At 41.9% G+C, this 19,713-nt stretch carries 24 protein-coding genes and 1 tRNA gene; 24 read left to right on the plus strand and 1 reads right to left on the minus strand.

Annotated elements, in window-relative coordinates; translation table 11 throughout:
- Positions 1 to 26: 26 nt before the first annotated feature.
- Positions 27 to 1,088 carry an alkene reductase gene (locus KUG63_RS05275; RefSeq protein ID WP_015005277.1) on the minus strand — a complete coding sequence of 354 codons (1,062 nt, stop codon included), beginning with the start codon at positions 1,086 to 1,088 and terminating at the stop codon, positions 27 to 29.
- A gap of 354 nt (positions 1,089 to 1,442) precedes the next feature.
- Between KUG63_RS05275 and KUG63_RS05280 the strand changes: the two genes are divergently transcribed.
- The 24 genes from KUG63_RS05280 to KUG63_RS05395 all read left to right on the plus strand — a co-directional run bounded on the left by KUG63_RS05280 (position 1,443) and on the right by KUG63_RS05395 (position 19,705).
- Positions 1,443 to 2,189 carry a YebC/PmpR family DNA-binding transcriptional regulator gene (locus tag KUG63_RS05280; protein WP_287554326.1) on the plus strand — a complete coding sequence of 249 codons (747 nt, stop codon included), beginning with the start codon at positions 1,443 to 1,445 and terminating at the stop codon, positions 2,187 to 2,189.
- 10 nt (positions 2,190 to 2,199) lie between these two features.
- Positions 2,200 to 2,694: a crossover junction endodeoxyribonuclease RuvC gene (ruvC, locus tag KUG63_RS05285; RefSeq protein WP_073023403.1), complete on the plus strand. Its 495-nt coding sequence runs from the start codon at positions 2,200 to 2,202 to the stop codon at positions 2,692 to 2,694.
- Positions 2,691 to 3,290 (plus strand): Holliday junction branch migration protein RuvA, encoded by a 600-nt coding sequence (gene ruvA / locus KUG63_RS05290; RefSeq protein WP_287554328.1) that lies wholly within the window; start codon positions 2,691 to 2,693, stop codon positions 3,288 to 3,290. The genes ruvC and ruvA overlap by 4 nt, the downstream gene beginning before the upstream one ends.
- Before the next feature lie 11 nt (positions 3,291 to 3,301).
- Positions 3,302 to 4,348, plus strand: a complete 1,047-nt coding sequence (ruvB, locus tag KUG63_RS05295) for a Holliday junction branch migration DNA helicase RuvB (RefSeq protein WP_073023407.1) — start codon at positions 3,302 to 3,304, stop codon at positions 4,346 to 4,348.
- Positions 4,349 to 4,372: 24 nt separating this feature from the next.
- Entirely contained in the window at positions 4,373 to 4,783 is a 411-nt protein-coding gene (gene ybgC / locus KUG63_RS05300) for a tol-pal system-associated acyl-CoA thioesterase (protein WP_033422295.1), read from the plus strand.
- Positions 4,780 to 5,481, plus strand: coding sequence for a protein TolQ (gene tolQ, locus KUG63_RS05305; protein ID WP_287554331.1), 702 nt, complete (start codon positions 4,780 to 4,782; stop codon positions 5,479 to 5,481). Before ybgC ends, tolQ begins: the two co-directional genes overlap by 4 nt.
- On the plus strand, positions 5,459 to 5,890 hold the full coding sequence (gene tolR / locus KUG63_RS05310) for a protein TolR (RefSeq protein WP_016389859.1): 432 nt from the start codon (positions 5,459 to 5,461) through the stop codon (positions 5,888 to 5,890). Before tolQ ends, tolR begins: the two co-directional genes overlap by 23 nt.
- 11 nt (positions 5,891 to 5,901) lie before the next feature.
- Positions 5,902 to 6,783 (plus strand): cell envelope integrity protein TolA, encoded by an 882-nt coding sequence (tolA, locus tag KUG63_RS05315; protein ID WP_287554333.1) that lies wholly within the window; start codon positions 5,902 to 5,904, stop codon positions 6,781 to 6,783.
- A gap of 6 nt (positions 6,784 to 6,789) precedes the next feature.
- Complete coding sequence (gene tolB / locus KUG63_RS05320) at positions 6,790 to 8,088, plus strand: Tol-Pal system beta propeller repeat protein TolB (protein WP_287554335.1); 1,299 nt, start codon at positions 6,790 to 6,792, stop codon at positions 8,086 to 8,088.
- A gap of 16 nt (positions 8,089 to 8,104) precedes the next feature.
- The gene (locus KUG63_RS05325; protein WP_016389856.1) at positions 8,105 to 8,638 is read left to right on the plus strand and encodes a peptidoglycan-associated lipoprotein; all 534 of its coding nucleotides are present in this window, start codon (positions 8,105 to 8,107) and stop codon (positions 8,636 to 8,638) included.
- Complete coding sequence (gene ybgF / locus KUG63_RS05330; protein ID WP_287017257.1) at positions 8,635 to 9,429, plus strand: tol-pal system protein YbgF; 795 nt, start codon at positions 8,635 to 8,637, stop codon at positions 9,427 to 9,429. The genes KUG63_RS05325 and ybgF overlap by 4 nt, the downstream gene beginning before the upstream one ends.
- 30 nt (positions 9,430 to 9,459) lie before the next feature.
- Positions 9,460 to 10,107: a 7-carboxy-7-deazaguanine synthase QueE gene (gene queE / locus KUG63_RS05335; RefSeq protein ID WP_287017258.1), complete on the plus strand. Its 648-nt coding sequence runs from the start codon at positions 9,460 to 9,462 to the stop codon at positions 10,105 to 10,107.
- Between the two features lie 20 nt (positions 10,108 to 10,127).
- Positions 10,128 to 10,802, plus strand: a complete 675-nt coding sequence (queC, locus tag KUG63_RS05340; protein WP_015005290.1) for a 7-cyano-7-deazaguanine synthase QueC — start codon at positions 10,128 to 10,130, stop codon at positions 10,800 to 10,802.
- An 88-nt stretch (positions 10,803 to 10,890) separates the two neighbouring features.
- A tRNA-Lys gene (locus KUG63_RS05345) sits at positions 10,891 to 10,966 on the plus strand.
- A 123-nt stretch (positions 10,967 to 11,089) separates the two neighbouring features.
- Positions 11,090 to 12,130 carry a tyrosine-type recombinase/integrase gene (locus tag KUG63_RS05350; protein ID WP_287554336.1) on the plus strand — a complete coding sequence of 347 codons (1,041 nt, stop codon included), beginning with the start codon at positions 11,090 to 11,092 and terminating at the stop codon, positions 12,128 to 12,130.
- 185 nt (positions 12,131 to 12,315) lie between these two features.
- Positions 12,316 to 12,552, plus strand: a complete 237-nt coding sequence (locus KUG63_RS05355; protein WP_287554337.1) for a hypothetical protein — start codon at positions 12,316 to 12,318, stop codon at positions 12,550 to 12,552.
- Positions 12,553 to 12,702: 150 nt separating this feature from the next.
- Complete coding sequence (locus KUG63_RS05360; protein ID WP_277642655.1) at positions 12,703 to 12,975, plus strand: hypothetical protein; 273 nt, start codon at positions 12,703 to 12,705, stop codon at positions 12,973 to 12,975.
- Complete coding sequence (locus KUG63_RS05365; protein ID WP_277642656.1) at positions 12,965 to 13,252, plus strand: hypothetical protein; 288 nt, start codon at positions 12,965 to 12,967, stop codon at positions 13,250 to 13,252. The genes KUG63_RS05360 and KUG63_RS05365 overlap by 11 nt, the downstream gene beginning before the upstream one ends.
- Before the next feature lie 71 nt (positions 13,253 to 13,323).
- Positions 13,324 to 13,809 carry an inovirus-type Gp2 protein gene (locus tag KUG63_RS05370; protein WP_277642657.1) on the plus strand — a complete coding sequence of 162 codons (486 nt, stop codon included), beginning with the start codon at positions 13,324 to 13,326 and terminating at the stop codon, positions 13,807 to 13,809.
- Positions 13,810 to 13,986: 177 nt separating this feature from the next.
- The gene (locus KUG63_RS05375; RefSeq protein ID WP_277642658.1) at positions 13,987 to 14,286 is read left to right on the plus strand and encodes an HGGxSTG domain-containing protein; all 300 of its coding nucleotides are present in this window, start codon (positions 13,987 to 13,989) and stop codon (positions 14,284 to 14,286) included.
- Positions 14,287 to 14,640: 354 nt separating this feature from the next.
- Positions 14,641 to 14,874, plus strand: a complete 234-nt coding sequence (locus tag KUG63_RS05380; protein WP_277642659.1) for a hypothetical protein — start codon at positions 14,641 to 14,643, stop codon at positions 14,872 to 14,874.
- 356 nt (positions 14,875 to 15,230) lie between these two features.
- Positions 15,231 to 18,086, plus strand: coding sequence for an SNF2-related protein (locus KUG63_RS05385; protein WP_277642660.1), 2,856 nt, complete (start codon positions 15,231 to 15,233; stop codon positions 18,084 to 18,086).
- A gap of 93 nt (positions 18,087 to 18,179) precedes the next feature.
- Positions 18,180 to 18,455 carry a helix-turn-helix transcriptional regulator gene (locus KUG63_RS05390; RefSeq protein WP_277642661.1) on the plus strand — a complete coding sequence of 92 codons (276 nt, stop codon included), beginning with the start codon at positions 18,180 to 18,182 and terminating at the stop codon, positions 18,453 to 18,455.
- The gene (locus tag KUG63_RS05395; RefSeq protein WP_287554339.1) at positions 18,452 to 19,705 is read left to right on the plus strand and encodes a type II toxin-antitoxin system HipA family toxin; all 1,254 of its coding nucleotides are present in this window, start codon (positions 18,452 to 18,454) and stop codon (positions 19,703 to 19,705) included. The genes KUG63_RS05390 and KUG63_RS05395 overlap by 4 nt, the downstream gene beginning before the upstream one ends.
- Positions 19,706 to 19,713: the final 8 nt, after the last annotated feature.

Consider the following 19,713-nt stretch of genomic DNA (forward strand, 5'->3'; position numbering starts at 1 on the left):
CAGTTTACCGAAAACAAGCCTGTGTTTTAGCTTACCTGTGAAACCAACGGATAATCGGTATAACCTTTGCTGCTTGAGGCATAAAAGGTTGTTGGGTCAGGTGTGTTGAGAGGTGCATTGTCTCGAAACCTTTCTACCAGATCTGGGTTCGCAATATAGAGTTGGCCAAAGGCGACTGCATCTGCTTGATTTGAGTTTAATACAGCACTGGCGCTTTCTTTTGTGAACCCTTGGTTGGCAATGTAAACGCCGCCAAAAGCTTTTTTTAATGTAGGGCCGAACCAATCATCACTGTAGGCCTCGCGCGAGCAGATAAAGGCAATTTTTCGTTTACCCAGCTCTTTTGCAACATAGCTAAAGGTGCCTAGTAAGTTGGAATCGCCCATGTCGTGTGCATCCCCTTTTGGAGCCAAGTGCATCCCCACTTTGTCTGCACCCCAGACGGAAATAACAGCATCGGTCACGTCCAACATAAATCGAGCACGATTTTCTATACTGCCACCGTATATATCTGTTCTATGGTTGGTGCTGTCCTGAAGAAACTGGTCCAGTAGGTAACCATTCGCACCATGAATTTCTACGCCATCAAAGCCTGCCTTTTTAGCGTTTTCAGCCCCAGTGCGAAACTGCTCTACGATGTCTTGGATCTCATTTAGTTCCAACGCATGTGGTGTGACAAAAGGTTTTTCTGGGCGAATTAAACTAACGTGGCCTTTGGGTTGAATGGCGCTAGGGGCCAGCGGTAATTGACCATCGAGGAACATCGGGTCAGAGATTCGCCCAACATGCCATAATTGCATAATGATTCTTCCACCTGCTGAATGTACCGAGTCGGTAACTTTTTTCCAAGCTTCAACCTGTTCATCGGACCAAATGCCGGGTGTGTCTGCGTAGCCAACGCCCATGGGTGAGACGGCTGTCGCTTCGCTGATAATTAAACCAGCTGAGCTGCGTTGTACATAATACTCAATCATCAATTCGTTAGGAATACGGCTGCTTCCTGAACGTGAGCGGGTAAGGGGGGACATGATAATACGGTTTGGTAGCTCAAGCGCACCAACCTTTATGGGGTCAAATAAATCAGCCATCTGTTTCTCCTGATAAGGTGAGTAATCGGTTTTAAAAGATTTTAGCATAGTTCAAAGCGATTAAATAAAACTTACAGCACGCTTTGCTAGATTGTTTGTTAGCATTAATGCTGTTTTTGAGGGCTACCAAGGTTGATTTAACAGTCGGTTATTTAAATCGACAAGGCGTTATTTTCAATGAAAAAATGAGGAGCGGCAATTTCTTGTAGAAAGCAGTTCTCAAAGATATCAGGCTTTCGTTGATTCAGGCCATACTGCTTTATAGGTCAAGCTAATAGAGAGTGGTTTCGCTTAAGCAAAACCCAAGGGAGTGATACACTTCGCTTGTTGAATATTACTTGGAGAGGTAGATGTATGGCGGGTCATAGTAAGTGGGCGAATATTCGTTTTCGTAAAGGCGCACAAGATGCGAAACGAGGCAAATTATTTACTAAGCTTATTCGTGAAATCACCGTTGCAACCAAAGCAGCAGGCCCTGACCCAGATAATAACCCTCGATTAAGAGCCGCTGTAGACAAAGGCCTATCTAATAATATGAAGCGGGACACCATCGAGACGGCGATTAAAAAAGGCAGTGGTACAACTGATTCAGAGAATTTCGATGAGATCCGTTATGAAGGGTATGGTCCTGCAGGAATAGCGATTATCGTCGATTGTTTAACCGATAATAAGAATAGAACGGTTGCTGAAGTGCGTCACGCCTTTAGTAAAGCAGGTGGTAACTTAGGGACCAGTGGATCGGTTGATTACATGTTTCAAAAACTTGGCGTGATTAGCTTGTCGAGTCAGTTAGATGAAGATCGTTTGATGGATGCCGCTATAGAGGCGGGTGCGGATGACGTTATTACACATGATGACGGATTGTTTGAGGTGTTGACGCCAGCAGAAGATTTTATGATGGTGCGTGATGCCTTGGTTGAATCGGGTTTTCCGTATGAGCATGCCGAGGTAACGTTGCGGGCAGATAATTTATCGCCGGTGAATGAAAAAGATGCCGAAAAGGTATTGCGATTGTTAGATGTGTTGGAGGATTTGGACGATGTGCAAAACGTTTATTCAAATGCAGATTATCCAGATGAAATAATGAACAGCGCTGAGTAAGTATAGTTAGATGCGAATACTAGGTATTGATCCGGGCTCTAGAACCACAGGTTATGGTGTTATAGAGGTGTCTGGGCGAGAAGTTAAATACGTCGATAGTGGGTGTATACGAACCGGTGGTGGTGCACTACCTGACAGGTTAAAAAAAATATACCTTGGTGTTCGTGAAATAATGCAGCATTATCAACCCCAAGAAATGGCGGTAGAGCAAGTTTTTATGGGGCGTAATGCCGATTCGGCGTTGAAGTTAGGGCAAGCTAGAGCCTCAGCAATTTGTGCGGTATTTGATCATGATATTAAAGTGTTTGAATACGCAGCACGTCAGATCAAACAAGCACTGGTTGGTAAAGGCAGTGCCGATAAAACACAGGTTCAACACATGGTTAAAATTTTATTAAAGCTACAAGGCGACCCGCAAATGGATGCCAGTGATGCGTTAGCAGTGGCGTTGTGTCATTTCCATACGGATCAAACAAATCAAGCAACTTCGAAGGTGTTTGCATGATTGGTTTTTTACGTGGCACGGTAGACGAAAAGCAAGCGCCACATGTTGTGATAGATGTAAATGGGGTGGGTTACGATGTTGAAACACCTATGTCGAGCTTCTTTAACCTACCAGCATTAGGCGAGACAGTATCTCTCCGGACTCATCTTGTCGTTCGAGAGGATGCCCATGTATTGTATGGTTTTTTAACGGAGCAAGAACGGGCGTTATTTAGAAGCCTGATTAAAGTAAATGGAGTGGGCCCTAAAGTTGCCTTGGGGATTCTATCAGGCGTGAGCGTTAGTGATTTTTGTTTGTGGGTGAGTGATAGCAATGTAGCCGCTCTAGTGCGTTTGCCCGGCATAGGCAAAAAAACGGCGGAACGATTAGTGATTGATATGCGTGATCGTTTGCCAGAGGAAACAGTTACGACCACGTCACCACCGTTGGGCGTGTTGACGCAAAAAACATCGGCTGTTGAAGAAGCGATTAGCGCTTTAGTGGCGTTAGGCTATAAACCGCAAGATGCTGAAAAGCGTGCACGAGCCGTAGCCAGTGATGATGCTAGCAGTGAACAAATTATTCGTTCTGCCTTACAATCAGCCGCAAAGAAATAAAAGTAACCGACATGATAGAAAGCGATCGACTCATTAGTTCTGACAACTTGCTGGATGATGAAGCAATAGACCGAGCTATTAGACCTAAAACCTTAACGGATTATATTGGACAGCCGGCAATCCGTGAGCAGATGGAAATTTTCATGTCTGCTGCTAGGTCACGTTCAGAAGCGCTAGACCATGTACTGATTTTTGGCCCACCGGGCTTAGGTAAAACCACCTTGTCACACATCATCGCCAATGAAATGGGGGTGAACTTACGTCAAACATCTGGCCCCGTGTTGGAAAAGGCCGGTGATTTGGCTGCGCTACTAACTAATCTTGAAGAAGGCGATGTATTATTTATTGATGAAATTCATCGCCTAAGCCCTGTGGTAGAAGAAATCTTGTACCCAGCGATGGAAGATTATCAGCTAGATATTATGATAGGTGAAGGTCCAGCAGCGCGTTCAATTAAGCTGGATTTGCCTCAGTTTACGCTAGTGGGAGCGACTACTAGAGCTGGATTGTTAACCTCCCCATTACGTGATCGGTTTGGTATTACGCAGCGTTTAGAGTTTTATAATGATGCCGATTTATCACACATTGTTCAGCGTTCAATGGATATATTGGCCTTGCGGTCAGACGCTGAGGGGGCTAGAGAAATTGCCGTAAGATCACGAGGAACACCGCGCATTGCAAACCGCCTGTTAAGACGTGTTAGAGACTATGCGGATGTCAAAGGTGATGGTGTGATTACGGCGGATATAGCAAATAAAGCGTTGTCGATGTTAGAGGTGGATAAAAGCGGATTTGATAAATTAGATCGCCGCTTATTAAATACCTTAGTAGATACGTTTGATGGTGGTCCAGTGGGTGTAGATAGTTTGGCCGCTGCATTAAGTGAAGAACGAGGCACGGTTGAAGATGTGTTAGAGCCCTACCTTATTCAAAAAGGTTATATTATGCGAACGCCTCGTGGTCGAATGGCAACACGTCATGCCTATGAACACTTGGGCTTAAAGGCACCGAATAAATTAAACATAGATGCAGACGATGCAGTGTCTGAGGCAGAGTAGGGTCAGCTGATCCAATAGCAATATATGATGCACGATAATCATCAATGGCCAATACGTATTTATTACGAAGATACGGATATGCAAGGGATTGTGTATTACGCTAATTACTTGAAATACTTGGAACGAGCACGGACGGAGTTTTTGCGTAGCAATGGCTTTGAACAAGATGTATTGATAAGCGAACAAAATGTCGCATTTGCAGTAAGGGCGGTTCAAATGGATTACTTGAAGCCAGCAAAGTTTAATGATAATTTGCTGGTGCTTACACAAATAGCAACATTAAAACGTGCCTCATTAGTTTTTCAGCAAGCAATTGTGCGGGCAGACAATAACCGTGAAATAATAAACAAAGCCGTTATAAAGGTGGCTTGCCTTGATGCGCAAAGTATGAAAGTCAAAGCCATTCCACAACAAATGATTGAGCAATTAACATGACAAATGATTTATCCATCGTTCACCTGATAACACAAGCGGGGCCCATCGTAAAACTGGTGATGTTGATGTTAGTTGTGGCCTCCGTTATTTCGTGGACCTTTATTTTTGCAAAATACAAAGAATTTCAATCTGCATTTAAGGTAACCAATACATTTGAAAAGCGGTTTTGGTCTGGGATTGATCTTAATGAATTATCGCGCCAAATAGGTTCGGCTCACCATAGCCGATGTGGTGTGGAGAGCATTTTTCATATGGGCTTTCAAGAGTATAAGCGTCTGAAAGAACAATCTGGCATGGAGCCGATGCATGTTGTTGAAGGTGCACGCCGTGCAATGCAGGCTCAGTACACACGAGAAATGGATGTGCTAGATAACCATCTACCTTTTTTAGCGACAGTCGGCTCAACAAGTCCATACGTTGGTTTGTTTGGTACGGTATGGGGCATTATGAGCTCATTTCAAGCATTAGGTAATATGAAGCAAGCAACATTGGCCTTAGTGGCACCAGGTATTTCAGAAGCGCTGGTGGCGACGGCAATGGGTTTGTTTGCGGCCATTCCAGCGGTTGTTGCATATAATCGGTTTTCAAACAATGCTGACCGCTTGGCCACACGTTACGAAACATTTATGGACGATTTTACAACCGTGTTGCAACGCCAGGCACATGTCAGCATGAATGAGAAAAGCAGTGGCTCGTAGCACAAAACGTCGGCCGATGGCTGAAATTAATGTGGTGCCTTATATCGACGTTATGTTGGTATTACTGATTATTTTTATGATTACCGCGCCACTTATTCAACAAGGTGTAGAAATTGATTTGCCGCAAGCCGATGCTGAGCAGGTTGACGATGATAATATTCAACCATTAGTCGTAACAGTAGATCAGCAAGGGCAATATTATTTAGACGTAGGTGAAAAGACGGATGAGCCAATTTCAACAGACACCTTACAAATTAAAGTAGCAGCTGTCTTACGTAATAAACCTAAAACGCCGGTGATGATACGGGGTGATAAAGGCGTGCTATATGGTGAAGTGGTACGAGCAATGACTAGCTTGCAAGCTGCAGGAGTACCAAGCATTGGTCTGCTAACGGACCCAAATCAATAACAACAATAACGATGATGGATTTATTTAAAAAATATCCAGTTGCGGTCATATTGTCTGTTGTTTTTCATTTGCTGCTAGTGGCATTCTTTATGTCTAGTGCTGACATTTTTAGTGAGAAAAAAATTAATCCAAAACCAACGGTTAATGTTGTAAAAGCAACCGTTATTGATGAGTCTAAGATTAAAGCCGAGGCGGAAAAGCTTAAAAATATAGAAAACAAAAAGCGTTTACAAGAGCAGGCACGTTTAAATGAGATTAAAAAGAAAAGGTTAGCGGAAGAAAAAAGAATAGCTGATTTGAAAAAACAGCAAGAACTACAAAAACAGAAGCTCGCTAAACAAAAAGCCGACGAAGCCGCCAGACAAGCGAAGTTGAAAGAGAAAAACCTATTAGCAAAGAAAAAAGCTGAAGCCGCAGAAAAAAAGAAACAGGCGGATGAAAAAAAGAAGAGAGAGCGTCTGGCTCGTGAAAAAGCCGAAAAATTAAAAGCAGCAAAAGAGAAAGCAGCAAAAGAGAAAGCAGCAAAAGAGAAAGCAGCAAAAGAGCAGGCTCAAAGAGAGCAAGCATTGCGCGAGTTGGCAGCTCAAGAAGAGCAGGAGATTAGAGCGCAAGAAGCCGTTGCGAGCTATACTGATTTGATTAGGCAGAAAGTAGAACGAAACTGGATTCAACCGCCTGGAGATATTACCGGCTTAGATTGCGTGGTTCGTGTTCGCTTAATTCCAGGTGGGGATGTGATTGATGCGCAGGTGATAAAATCCAGTGGTAACGCACTTTTTGATCGTTCGGTTGAGCGAGCTACAAGGAAAGCCGCGCCTTTACCATTGCCCAATGACCCTAAGATGTTCAATTTTTTTAGAACGCTTGAGTTTTACTTTAGGCCAGGAGATTAATAAAGAATGCAAAAAATGATTAAAACGGTTTTATTTTTAAGTGCTTTTGTAACTTTTTCAGCGATGAGCGAAGCCTTAAGAATTGAAATAACGCAAGGTGTTTCATCTGCCCAGCCGATTGTGATTGTGCCTTTTTCAAGTGAACAAGTCATCGGAGGTTTGCCGGTTGATATTGCTCAAATAGTTAGTGATGATTTAGCGCGCAGCGGTCGATTTAAACCCCTGCCCCGGACAGATATGTTGAATAAACCATCATCAGCAGAGCAGGTTAATTTTCGTAATTGGCAATCGCTGGGGCAAGACAATTTAGTAATTGGTAGGGTGACACCCACCGCAAATGGCATGTTGACGGTGCAGTTTCAGCTATTTGACGTATATAAAGGCGAGCAATTAACGGGGTTTAGTATTCCTGCTAACACAGCTAATTTACGTGGTGTCGCGCACCGTATCAGTGATTTGATTTACGAAAATTTAACTGGTCAACAAGGTGCCTTTAGTACACGTATGGCATATGTCACATCAATGATGGGGGCTAATGGAAAGCAGGAGTATAAAATTCAAGTCGCGGATGCAGACGGATACGGTGCAAAGACCATTGTTACTTCAACTGAACCGTTAATGTCGCCTTCTTGGTCACCAAGAGGAGATAAAATTTCTTATGTGTCGTATGAGGGACGGCGGTCCTCTATTTATACGCAAACATTACGAACCGGTCAGCGTGAAAAACTGCGCTCGTTCAAAGGGATTAATGGCGCCCCTTCTTGGTCGCCAGACGGCAGCCAATTAGCGTTAACTCTTTCGAAAGATGGCAGCGCTGATATTTATATTTATAATGTGATTACTCGCTCATTTCGTCGTTTAACCAGAAGTTATGCAATTGATACTGAGTCTGATTGGTCACCTGATGGGCGGCACATTATTTTTACCTCTGACCGAGGTGGGAAGCCGCAAATTTATCGCATATCGGCTAGTGGTGGCCAAGCCGCTCGCGTAACATTCGAGGGGTCGTATAATGCTAGAGCCAGTTATTCGCCAGATGGAAAATATATCGTCATGGTACATCGGGTTAATGGCCAGTACCGCATAGCAACGCTGGATTTAAAATCAGGTTTTACCAATATTCTTACTAATGGAAGCTTAGATGAATCACCCAGTTATGCGCCTAATGGTAGTATGATTCTATATTCAACGAATGATGGCTTGAAATCGATATTGGCTGCGGTATCATCTGACGGTAAAGTACGACAAAAACTTCGCCTGCAAGAGGGTGAAGTTAGAGAGCCAGCCTGGTCACCTTTTAAATAGTAAATTGAGGAATAAAATGAAAATGTATAAAAATGTAGTAATGGGTCTTTTGCTTTCAACAGCGTTGGCAGGATGTAGCATGTTTGGTGGCGATGATGTTGCTACGGGAACTAGCGATGGAGTTAATGGTGTATCAACTGGCGGTGCAAGTACTTCGGGCGTAAGTGATGGAAGTAGCTTTTCAGGCCATCCGCTTGATAACCCAGCAAGTCCTTTGTCAACAAAGGTTATTTATTTCGCATTCGATAGCAGTGCAGTAGAACCACAATATGAAGCTGTTTTGGCCGCTCATGGTGCTTATTTAGCCGCTAATGCAGGCGTGTCAGTGATTGTTGAAGGACATGCTGATGAGCGTGGTACACGCGAATACAATGTTGCGCTTAGTGAAAAACGTGCAAAAACAGTACAAAACTTATTGTCACTCCAAGGTGCTGGCGAAAACCAAACAGAAGCAGTAGCACTTGGAGAAGAAAAACCAGTTGCTATCGGGCATGATGAATCGGCTTGGCGTTTAAATCGTCGCGTTGAACTTATTTACCCAGCGCATTGATCAGTAAAAAAATATTAGGGCAGTTTGCTGCTCTTCTAGTTGTCAGTGGGGCTGCTTCGGCAGCCCTACCGCCAGTTGTTGATGGAAGTGGTCGCGTAATAGCATCTCCTGCACAGCAAGCATCAGCTTCAAGTATGCTGGGAATGTATAACCGATTGGAACAATTGCAACGTGAAGTTCAGCAAATGCGTGGTCAGATTGAAGAACAAAATTACCTGATCGAAACATTAAAGAAGCGACAGCGTGATTTATATTTGGATATAGATGGTCGAATCGCACAATTAGAATCGGGTAATTCATCAGCCTCAATCAAAGCATCATCGGGTTCGCTAGCACAGGCAGCAAATAGTGGTATATCGGCTCAAAGCAGCCCTTCAGCACCTTCGCAAACGAAAGTAAGCGGTGGGCAAGATAAGGTTGCATACGACGAAGCGTTTTCAAGTTTGAAATCAGGCGATTATCAGCAATCAATTGCTGATTTTTCTCAGTTTGTTACCACGTTTCCAACCAGTGTTTATATACCCAATGCTTTGTATTGGTTGGGTGAAGCTAGCTACGTTAGCCGAAACTTTAAGCGCGCACTAGACGAGTTTACTAAAGTTGTTTCGCAATACCCAGCTCACTCAAAAGCTAAAGACGCGATGTTAAAAATAGGCTTTATTCAATATGAGAATAAACAGTGGCAGCAAGCCCGTGAAACACTAGGAAAGGTCATCGCTTCTTATCCTGATACAACGGTTTCAAGCCTTGCACAGAAAAGACTTGAACGTATGCGTCAAGAAAAGCATTAAACAACTTCTTAATTTCTAGTTTTAATCGCTATGCCCAAAGATACTCTTCGGATTACTGAAATTTTCTACTCACTTCAAGGCGAAGGGAAAACAGTAGGCCTGCCGACAACCTTTATTCGTTTAACAGGTTGTCCCTTACGGTGTGGCTATTGTGATACAGAGTATGCTTTTTATGGTGGGGAAACGCGGAGTATTGATGAGATTGTGCAACAAGTGAATGAACTGGGTGCGCACTATATTAATGTTACTGGTGGCGAACCGTTGGCTCAGAAAAGGGTACATGAGCTGATGAAAACGCTGTGCGATGCTGGTTATCATGTTTCGCTGGAAACCAGCGGTGCCTTAGATGTGTCCGGCGTTGATCCGCGGGTTATTAAAGTGTTAGATGTGAAAACACCGGCATCTGGTGAAATGGCTAAAAATCGCCATGAAAATTACGATTGTTTAACAAAACAAGATCAAGTGAAATATGTCATTTGTGATAGAGACGATTTTCAATGGTCGAAACAACACCTGCAAGAATATGCCTTAAGTGATAAATGTGAGGTACTGTTTTCACCGGTGCAGGGTGAGCTGAAAGCAAGCGACCTTGCTAACTGGGTATTAACTGATAAATTACCAGTCAGATTTCAAATTCAATTACATAAACACCTATGGGGCGATGAGCCCGGTAAGTAGACAGTTATATACGGTTCAGAATGTTAAAAAAAGCAGTTATATTAGTGTCGGGAGGTCTTGATTCGGCTACTGTATTGGCTATTGCCAAGTCGCAAGGCTATGAGTGTTATGCGCTTAGTTTTGACTATGGGCAACGCCATGACTCAGAATTAGAAGCGGCTAGTCGACTCGCCAAAATTTATGATGTGCAAGAGCATAAAATCATTGAATTAGGGATGGGAGAGTTTGGTGGTTCTGCGTTAACAGACGACGAAATAAACGTTCCAACCGAAAAAGCAACGGGAATTCCTGTCACTTACGTGCCAGCTAGAAACACTGTATTTTTGTCAATTGCACTAGGGTGGGCCGAAGTTCTTTCGGCATGGGATATTTTTATAGGTGTTAATGCGGTGGATTATTCAGGTTACCCCGATTGTCGACAGGAGTTTATTAACGCATTTGAAAACTTAGCCAATTTAGCGACTAAGGCAGGTGTGGAAGAAGGTGGCTTTAAAATACATACACCGCTCATTAACCTTAGCAAAGCACAAATAATCCAAAAGGGTGAAGCCTTAAACGTTGATTACAGTGAAACAGTCTCATGTTATCAGGCTAATACTAAAGGTGAAGCATGCGGAGAATGTGAGTCTTGCCGCTTACGTCAACAAGGCTTTGAAAAAGCAAAAGTACAAGACCCGACACGATATCAGCACTAAATATTAATATTAGTCTTAAAAGTAACATTTAAACACTACATTCGACTTGCCTTTTTGCGTCAATCCGGTATCATTCTCGCCTCTTGGAGGGTCGTTAGCTCAGCTGGTAGAGCACCGCACTTTTAATGCGATGGTCGCGCGTTCGAATCGCGCACGACCCACCATATTTCCTCTTAGGAAACAAAGACTTAAAAGGATTTAAGTTTCTAGTAACTGTGTACTAAATAGTCGACTACAGTGAATACTACAGTAGTCTTATTTATCTCTAACTAATAGAGGGTATACGGATGCTAAATTTTCACATCAGAAAACTCACTTTAAAAAACGGCGAAAGTCGTTACCGCACTATATTTACCAAATCAGGTAAAGCGCTCAAAACCAAAACATTTCGGCGTAAGTCAGATGCTCGCTTATGGGGCAATCGCTACGTGCTTGAATATCAAGAATTAGAAGCAAGAGGCGTTAAACTTTGTACAGTTACATTTAACACACTTGCTGATGAGTATATGCAGTGGTGGACTGGTAAGGACCATGACCGCGCCAGACTCGTTCTATGGTGGGAGAGCCAACTGCGCGACATACTTCTATCTGAAATAACGCCTGAGCTTATTCGGGAGCTGTTAAAAGTTAAAAAATCCAAAGCAGCAGCTACTTATAACAAACACTTAGCGGTATTGTCTGCAATTCTTGATTACGCGATCTTGCAACAAGAAGAAGATGATACTACTACTGAATATATTAATAAGAACCCCTGTAAAGAAGTCCGCTCGTTAAAGGTGGACAACAAACGCGTTCGCTATCTGTCTGATGAAGAAAAGCCGAGACTGTTAGAATCCGCAAAGAAGATTGGTGGCTTGTTTTATTTGAAGGTGTTGATGGCGCTGACAACAGGTATGCGCAAAGGTGAGCTTGAAGAATTGCGATGGTGTGACATTGATTACACAAGAGGCTTAGCAATTCTTCCTGACACCAAAAATGATACAGCACGCCACACACCTATTCCTGATGTGGTTTTAGGGCTGGTGAAGCAACATAGGCAACTTGGAAGAGGGTTGTTGTTCCCATCGACTACCAACCCTGATAAGCCGTTTGACTATAAGAAACAATGGGCTAACTGTTTAAAGGCAGCGGATATTCATGACTTCAGGTGGCATGATATGCGACATGATACAGCTAGTACGTTAGCAAGAGACGGGCGAACGCTAAAGGAAATTTCAGAGATACTTGGACACAAATCGTTAGCTAGTACGGACAGGTATACACATTTGTGTACCGAACATAAAAGCGAAGTGCTTAATGAAACGATGAATAAGTCGATCGTTACTTGAAGTGATTTAACTGCACTCTTTTTAGAAAGAATTTAGACATAGCTTCTTGTTTGTATTTTAAGATTTAGAAAAGAATTGGAAGCAGTTAAATACAAAAAAAACACCGGTTTTTACTCCCACAGCTATTAGAGTTGACTCTGTGATTTAATTCCTCTCACGTACTTAAACAAACGGTGAGGCTACAAATGAACAGCATAACTTCTCAAACAAATTCAAACGAATCTTCGTTAAAAGAATATATTTCAAAAAAAGACTTCGGTATATCTTCAATATGCCCTGTTACGGATTCAGAACTTAACTGGATTTTTAAACAACGTGAGTATAACGGCTTCAAAAAAGCGTTCGTTAAAGTCACTGCCAGAAACTATCTGGTTCACATTCCAACATTTACTAACTGCCTAAGCGAAAAACGCGGACTGTAATCTGTGCATTACCCGCGTAATGCTGATGGCTACCGATATGGAATATCGGGCACAGATAATCGTTATCGCATGTGATATGCGGGTGATGTTCAGGTTCTTCAGTACTTTCATTAAGAAACTACAGTGATTTTGTAAAAAGGAGGAAGAATAATGACGAACATTAATTATGCTGACGTAAAGAGTAAGACTGTTTCACGTTTGCTTAAAAAGGGCAAATTAAGGGGGCGAATAGATGCGAAGTGTTGTGAATGTATCTATGACCCTATAGGAGGTGGTTCTTGGCGTTTTCAGGTTGAAAATTGCACCAGCTTGACCTGTCCGCTATACAACGTTAGAGCAATGACAATAAAAGGCGAAGTAATAAGCAAAGAAAAAGCCCCAGCCAGCGACCAAACCGAAAGGAGCTTATCTAATGCCGTTTAATAATACCGACATATTGATGAAGCCGCAAACGCGGCTAATTCATCCAAAAAACAGCCGTCTAAGAGTGGGTGAAACACCCTTATTTTCATCCCTAAGATTGTACCCCTGTTTTTATTGTTTGAAATCTTCCACAGCCCGTGCCGCACAAGGAGCAAAGGGTAAGCAAGAATTAGAAATTAGGGCGGTATTGTATAATATCTATTTCTTATCCTGCTCTTTATTAACTGCCAAAGTACAAGGAAGTGACGGCGGTTCAAACAAGCCATTAAGCGCGTGATTAAGTCGAGTTGTATTAACCTCAACAACCAACAGCTAGACATTAACGTGACAGCTAAGCAAGGATGCTATGTGGAAATACTGGAGCGAACTAAAAGCCAGTTAGACGCGATGTTGTCACACCATAGCCGCGTTATTGTTATTAGGCTAGATTTACACGTCAATCACTATGAAGATAAAAACACCCTACTATCAAAGTTCATCCGCAAATTAAGAAAGCGGTTATGCCGTCAATATGACTTAAAGCGCGTGGGCTTCATTTGGGTGCGGGAAATAGAGAAGGCTAAACAACAGCATTACCACCTAGCGATAATATTAAACGCCAACAAGGTAAGCCACCCGGCAAACGTTTATAGCTTGATTGATGATATATGGATGGGATGGGGTCAACCTAAACCCTTTCGGCCTGAATACGGTTACTACAAATTGACTCGCACCGATACGGAAACCTACCAAGAAGCATTCATGCGACTTAGCTACATGGCTAAGCAGAGAGGTAAAGGCTACAAAGCAAAGCAGGCTAACGACTTTTCGGCCAGCCGCCTAAAGCCACCATAGGGGCTTCAATCTCTCATTACTCCTTTTAAGTGTTCAGAAATAGACGTTATATAAGCCAAAATAGCTAAGTCAGGCATTTTGAATACCTTGAACGGTTAATGTTAACAAAGGGCTTTTTAACTTATGAAGCAAACCCCATGAAAGCCCCATGATTACCCCCATTATGGAATTAAGTAAATGGACAATAAACGAAAGCGCTTTAAGGCGTACAACAAACAAAGGGAAGAAGCGTTTAAGCAATGGTGTGATGATGGTTATAAGAGTCAATATCCGCCAAGATATACTCCAATGCCTGATGACCTAAAAGACCTACGCTGTGAGGCTAGAACAAAAGCGACAGGCCAGCCTTGTAAGATTAAAGCTATTTATTCAAATGGTCGGTGTAAATTACATGGTGGTTTATCCACCGGGCCGAGAACGGTAGACGGTAAAAAACACTCAGCTCAAAATGGCTTTAAGAAAGGCTGGCGTAAATGAACCCCATGAAAGGTTAACTAATGTTAAGTTTTTTGCAGGAGTCAGCTATGTCTTCGAGAGGGTTTTCATAGCAGTACGCGCGCGAGGGCTAACTAGCCCACATTGGCATTGGAGCATATAAACAAACCCCATGAAGAGGGTAAGATTAGGGGTAGGTAACTGTCAAAGTTGAACCTGCTTGGAAACTGTAAATAACCTTGTGTAACGCCAGTTAATTGAGCCTTGGCTATGGAACCTCTCAACGAATGCAATGATAGCGCTAATTCACGTTTCAACCAGTCATGGCTTTGCTTTTCGTCGTGGGTAATGAGTCCTTGCTTGACTGCATTTACTCCGTGCGAATAATATGAAGAAATGATCAACTCCATTATTTTATTAATCACCTTAGCACTGTTTATAGGCTACTTTTTAGGCCGTAACAAAGTAAAGAATGCTAGGCAGTTAAAGCGTTACCACTCAATGCCAGTTAACCCTAATGTTGAGAAAGATACAGAACCAGACTCTCTATCTGAACGGTTTTATTGTATACATCGAGGTAAGGGTAAAAGCTGCATCAGTGGTTACTTGCCTGAAGAATCAAAGAAATAAAATATTCGCTGCTATACACGTTGATATAGTGAATCAGAGAGTTGCTGCCACTGCTACAACGCTGCAAAGATCTATGAAGACATGGGCAATTATAGACTCAGGTGCTAAATAGGTTAAACCCTTGGTATTGGGCGTATTCAGTTGGTTGTTCATAAGTGGCTGTCGAGGCAAAAGGGATTAAATATAAAACTTTCATGAAATTGATTAAAGAATAATCCAACTCATTTCTTATGTCTGGCTGAGCGTAAAACTTCAGTCAGTAATTTAAGGATGGTCATGATGATGATTATGGTTTTAAATGGTATGCCTTTGGATTATAGATTTTGATTGATTGTTTTTGGTAAAAAGGAATTTTAATGATGAATGGAATGACACAGTACCATGCTAAATATTTTGCTTGGGAACTGACACGTCGTCGACGTGGTGGAGATGTAGACCGAATATCTCAATCGTTATTTGATGCCAGTGTTGATCTCAATCCTCACCAGATTGATGCAGCATTATTTGCACTAAATAACCCCTTAGCCAAAGGGGTGTTACTCGCAGATGAGGTTGGTTTAGGGAAAACCATCGAAGCAGCATTAGTGTTGTGTCAATACTGGGCCGAGCGTCGTCGAAGATTACTTGTTATTTGTCCTGCTGCACTACGTAAACAGTGGGCGTTGGAGTTGGCAGAGAAATTCCATTTACCGACTCAAGTGTTAGATTCAAAAACAGTAAAAAATTTAAAAAAAAGTGGGATCTATAACCCCTTAGATCAAAACACTATTTCCATCATTTCATACAACTTCGCTGTCACTATGGAAAAGGAGCTTAGAGCAATCCCGTGGGATTTAGTTGTCATTGATGAAGCACATAAATTACGTAATGCGCATAGAGAAAGTCATCAAACTGGTCAGAGTATCAAAAAATCGTTAGCTGGGTCTCGTAAGCTATTACTAACAGCTACACCGCTACAAAACTCTTTGATTGAACTGTATGGTTTATCGACAATCATCGATGAACATCTTTTTGGTGATGCTGTGAGTTTCCGTTCCTTATATATGAAAGGAGAAGGAGATGCGGCATCACTTAGGCAAAGATTAGCTGAGTTTACAAAACGTACATTAAGGCGAAATGTACTTGAATATATTAAATACACACAGCGTAAACCAATCACAATACCTTTTGAACCGAGTCCCGAGGAACAGCGGCTCTATGATCTTGTGTCAGGTTACTTACAACGTGAAGAGTCATATGGTTTCCCAGCAAGGCACAGGCATCTAATTGGCTTGGTCCTGCGTAAATTGTTGGCTTCTTCAACACCGGCAGTAACAGCGACATTAGAAGCGATATTAGATCGCCTCAAAAAGTTAGAACAAGAGCAAACGATAGAAGATGATTGGTTCGATAAGCTGGTCAACGAAGCTGAGTTAGATGAAGAAGAACTTGAAGGTGAAATTGATGAAGCAGAATCTACTGCTGCCATTGACATTGATAAAGTCAAACTACGTGGTGAAATAGCTGAATTAGAACAATATCTAATTCTTGCTCATAGTATTAATGAAGATGAAAAGTCTCACGCCTTATTAAAAGCACTGAATGTTGGTTTTGATAATATGGCTGAAATGGGCGCACCACGTAAAGTAGTTATATTTACAGAATCACGGCGCACACAAGATTATTTATCCAGATTTCTCGAAAACCACAGTCATGCAGGTAAGGTCGTTACTTTCAGTGGCACTAATAATAATGCTCAGCTAACAGGTATTTATCAGCGTTGGTTAAAAGACAATGTCGGCGGTGACCGTATTACTGGCAGTCCAGCCGTTGATCGTCGAACAGCGATCATTGATCACTTTAGAGACCGTGGTGAAATATTGATTGCAACTGAAGCTGCGGCTGAGGGTGTCAACCTTCAATTTTGTTCCCTAGTTATAAACTATGACCTGCCATGGAATCCTCAGAGAGTGGAACAGCGCATAGGTCGTTGTCATCGATATGGTCAGAAATTTGATGTTGTTGTTATTAATTTCCTGAATAAGCAGAACCAAGCAGATCGACGTGTTTTAGAGTTGTTATCAGACAAATTTCACCTGTTTGATGGTGTGTTTGGCGCATCAGATGAAATTTTAGGAAGAATAGAATCAGGTGTTGATTTTGAACGCCGTATTGCAGCTATTTACGATACCTGCCGAACACCACACGAAATTGAGCATGCTTTCCAAATTTTACAAAATGAAATGGGTGAAAGCATCGAACAGAAAATGCGAGAGACAGAAGAAAAACTGCTGGAGCATTTTGATGGTGAAATTCATGATCTGTTAAAAATACAGCGACAAAGGGCTGAGATAACTTTAGATCGTATTTCACGATTATTTTGGCTGTTAACATCGTTTATTCTAAAAGACAAAGCCGTTTTTAATAATGAGCAGCTTTCTTTTGACCTAAAAAAAGCACCCAATGAAGATATACACATAGGGAATTATTCACTAATACGTAAAGGTGAGGATATTCCAGAGTATGCTCATCTCTATCGTTTAAGCCATCCATTGGGTGAATACGTTATAGATACAGGGCGACGTATAGACACACCTGTGTCGGAAGTTAGGTTTAACTTAACTCAAAATGACGTAAAAATATCTGTATTAGAAAATTTAAGTAGTAAGTCAGGCTGGCTTGAACTTAATTTATTGGAACTACACAGTTTTGAAGTTGAAGAACATCTTGTTTTTAGTGCGTTGACCGACGATGAGCAGATCCTTGATCATGAGGCGTGTGAGCGATTATTTTCACTTTCAGCTACGAGCAACAATAGGGCTGAGATTGAAGCACCAGGAAAACTAAAAGAAATCGTAAATCGTCATATCAGCATAACGCTTAATCAAGCATTAGAAGAAAATGATCAATATTTCCAGCGTGAGCGAGATAAGCTTGAACAATGGGCTGAAGATCAAATTTATTCAAGTGAGCAGGTATTAGTTGATACAAAAGATAAGATACGAGATTGTAAGCGCCGTAGTCGCCTTGCCGAGACAATGGAGGAGCAAGAGCATCTACTGAAGGAACTGAGGGCATTAGAGCGTCAGCAACGTCGTCAGAGACAAGATATCTTTGATGTTGAAGATGAGATAGAAGCTAAACGTGATCAACTAATAGAAGCGTTGGAAAAACGATTAAAGCAGAAAACAATCATTCATCCATTGTTTAAAATACGATGGGTTTTAGGTTAAATATTCCCTATCGGGAATATTATCGTTGTGTTTGGCCAGTTTGCTGTGTATATTTACCGAACGGGAATATTTCTTGGAAAAGGTCTCTAAAAAATGAAAACGTTACCGAGCGGGAAAATATTAAACACTAAATCATTGGGTGATGTCATTCGTCAGCAACGAAAATCACAAGGTGCGACACAAGTTGAGTTTGCGTCGTTATGTGGCGTCGGTGTGCGATTTATTTCTGATTTGGAAAATGGTAAACCAACGGTTGAAATGGGTAAAGTCCTACAAGTGCTTAATAGTTTGGGCTTGGAATTAGCTATTCAGCCACGAGGCTGGACACACTCAGACTTCACTATTGAAACATCAGGTAAATCATCGTGAGCCAAGTACTTGATGTGTATTTATCAACAGAACGTGTAGGAAAACTATACTTAGATGATGAGCGACGTTTTGTATTTGAATATCATGCTGATTGGGTGGCAGCACATAAGTCACAGCCGTTATCGTTAAGTTTGCCCGTACGTGTTGAGCCATACCATGATGCACGTGCCCAACCGTTTTTTGCTAATTTACTGCCCGAAGCAGAAATAAGGCACCTCATAGCGAAAAGCTTAGGCTTGTCAGAAAAGAATGATTTTGCGCTATTAGAAGCTATTGGGGGAGAGTGTGCGGGTGCTGTGAGTTTGTTTCTCGAAGGAACAGTACTTCCAACGCATAAGGGTTATAAAAAACTTAATGATAATGCATTAAACCAATTGATTGCTGATTTGCCGGTACAGCCAATGATGGTGGGTGAACAAGGTATAAGGTTATCGCTTGCAGGCGCACAAAATAAACTGCCCGTTTTTTACGATGGTAATACGGTCAACATACCAAGGGGAGTGGCGGCAAGTAGTCATATTTTAAAACCGCCAATGCCGCATTATCCTAATACAGTCGAGAATGAGTATTTCTGTATGCAATTGGCTGATAAAATAAATTTAAATGTGCCTGAAACGCAGCTTTTACATAAAGCAGTGCCGTTATATCTCGTCACACGTTATGACCGTATTCGTGATGAGCATGGTGATTTAATACGCTTGCCCCAAGAAGACTTTTGTCAGGCAATGGCAATTCCTCCTAATAACAAGTATGAAAAAGAAGGTGGGCCAAGCCTAAAGGCGTGTTTTGAATTAGTACGAAATCATAGCATTCAACCTGCCAAGGATTTACCAGAATTATTGAATTGGGTGATATTCAATGTCTTGATTGGCAATGCAGATGCTCACGGCAAAAATGTTTCATTAATGCTGACGCCAGCAGGACCGAAGTTAGCACCATTTTATGACCTTATGAGTACAGCGATTTATCCCAACCTTGCTCAAAAAATGGCAATGAAAATTGGTGGTGAAGATCGTCCTGACTGGATAATTGCAAGACGGTGGGAACAGTTTTCAAAAGATATTGGCATAAATCTAAAATTGGTTCGACATAGATGTATAACAATGGCTGATGAATTGTCTTATCAAGCAGTTAGTTTGGAATCTGAATTTCAGAAACAGCATGGCGAAAATGATCAGATTAAAAAAATAGTGGCGCTGATAGAGCAACGAAAAAGGAAGCTCAACACCATCTTCGGTTCAAGTAAATAACTAAAAAA

It is taken from the genome of Cycloclasticus sp. (assembly GCF_019090545.1).
GTDB classification, from domain to species: Bacteria; Pseudomonadota; Gammaproteobacteria; order Methylococcales; family Cycloclasticaceae; genus Cycloclasticus; species Cycloclasticus pugetii.

Excerpts from the sequence above, each read along its gene's own strand:
- KUG63_RS05275 (WP_015005277.1), bottom strand. The coding sequence starts at position 1,088 with ATGGCTGATTTATTTGACCCCATAAAGGTTGGTGCGCTTGAGCTACCA.
- KUG63_RS05280 (WP_287554326.1), top strand. The coding sequence starts at position 1,443 with ATGGCGGGTCATAGTAAGTGGGCGAATATTCGTTTTCGTAAAGGCGCA.
- ruvC (WP_073023403.1), top strand. The coding sequence starts at position 2,200 with ATGCGAATACTAGGTATTGATCCGGGCTCTAGAACCACAGGTTATGGT.
- ruvA (WP_287554328.1), top strand. The coding sequence starts at position 2,691 with ATGATTGGTTTTTTACGTGGCACGGTAGACGAAAAGCAAGCGCCACAT.
- ruvB (WP_073023407.1), top strand. The coding sequence starts at position 3,302 with ATGATAGAAAGCGATCGACTCATTAGTTCTGACAACTTGCTGGATGAT.
- ybgC (WP_033422295.1), top strand. The coding sequence starts at position 4,373 with ATGATGCACGATAATCATCAATGGCCAATACGTATTTATTACGAAGAT.
- tolQ (WP_287554331.1), top strand. The coding sequence starts at position 4,780 with ATGACAAATGATTTATCCATCGTTCACCTGATAACACAAGCGGGGCCC.
- tolR (WP_016389859.1), top strand. The coding sequence starts at position 5,459 with ATGAGAAAAGCAGTGGCTCGTAGCACAAAACGTCGGCCGATGGCTGAA.
- tolA (WP_287554333.1), top strand. The coding sequence starts at position 5,902 with ATGATGGATTTATTTAAAAAATATCCAGTTGCGGTCATATTGTCTGTT.
- tolB (WP_287554335.1), top strand. The coding sequence starts at position 6,790 with ATGCAAAAAATGATTAAAACGGTTTTATTTTTAAGTGCTTTTGTAACT.
- KUG63_RS05325 (WP_016389856.1), top strand. The coding sequence starts at position 8,105 with ATGAAAATGTATAAAAATGTAGTAATGGGTCTTTTGCTTTCAACAGCG.
- queE (WP_287017258.1), top strand. The coding sequence starts at position 9,460 with ATGCCCAAAGATACTCTTCGGATTACTGAAATTTTCTACTCACTTCAA.
- queC (WP_015005290.1), top strand. The coding sequence starts at position 10,128 with ATGTTAAAAAAAGCAGTTATATTAGTGTCGGGAGGTCTTGATTCGGCT.
- KUG63_RS05350 (WP_287554336.1), top strand. The coding sequence starts at position 11,090 with ATGCTAAATTTTCACATCAGAAAACTCACTTTAAAAAACGGCGAAAGT.
- KUG63_RS05355 (WP_287554337.1), top strand. The coding sequence starts at position 12,316 with ATGAACAGCATAACTTCTCAAACAAATTCAAACGAATCTTCGTTAAAA.
- KUG63_RS05360 (WP_277642655.1), top strand. The coding sequence starts at position 12,703 with ATGACGAACATTAATTATGCTGACGTAAAGAGTAAGACTGTTTCACGT.
- KUG63_RS05365 (WP_277642656.1), top strand. The coding sequence starts at position 12,965 with ATGCCGTTTAATAATACCGACATATTGATGAAGCCGCAAACGCGGCTA.
- KUG63_RS05375 (WP_277642658.1), top strand. The coding sequence starts at position 13,987 with ATGGACAATAAACGAAAGCGCTTTAAGGCGTACAACAAACAAAGGGAA.
- KUG63_RS05380 (WP_277642659.1), top strand. The coding sequence starts at position 14,641 with ATGATCAACTCCATTATTTTATTAATCACCTTAGCACTGTTTATAGGC.
- KUG63_RS05385 (WP_277642660.1), top strand. The coding sequence starts at position 15,231 with ATGATGAATGGAATGACACAGTACCATGCTAAATATTTTGCTTGGGAA.
- KUG63_RS05390 (WP_277642661.1), top strand. The coding sequence starts at position 18,180 with ATGAAAACGTTACCGAGCGGGAAAATATTAAACACTAAATCATTGGGT.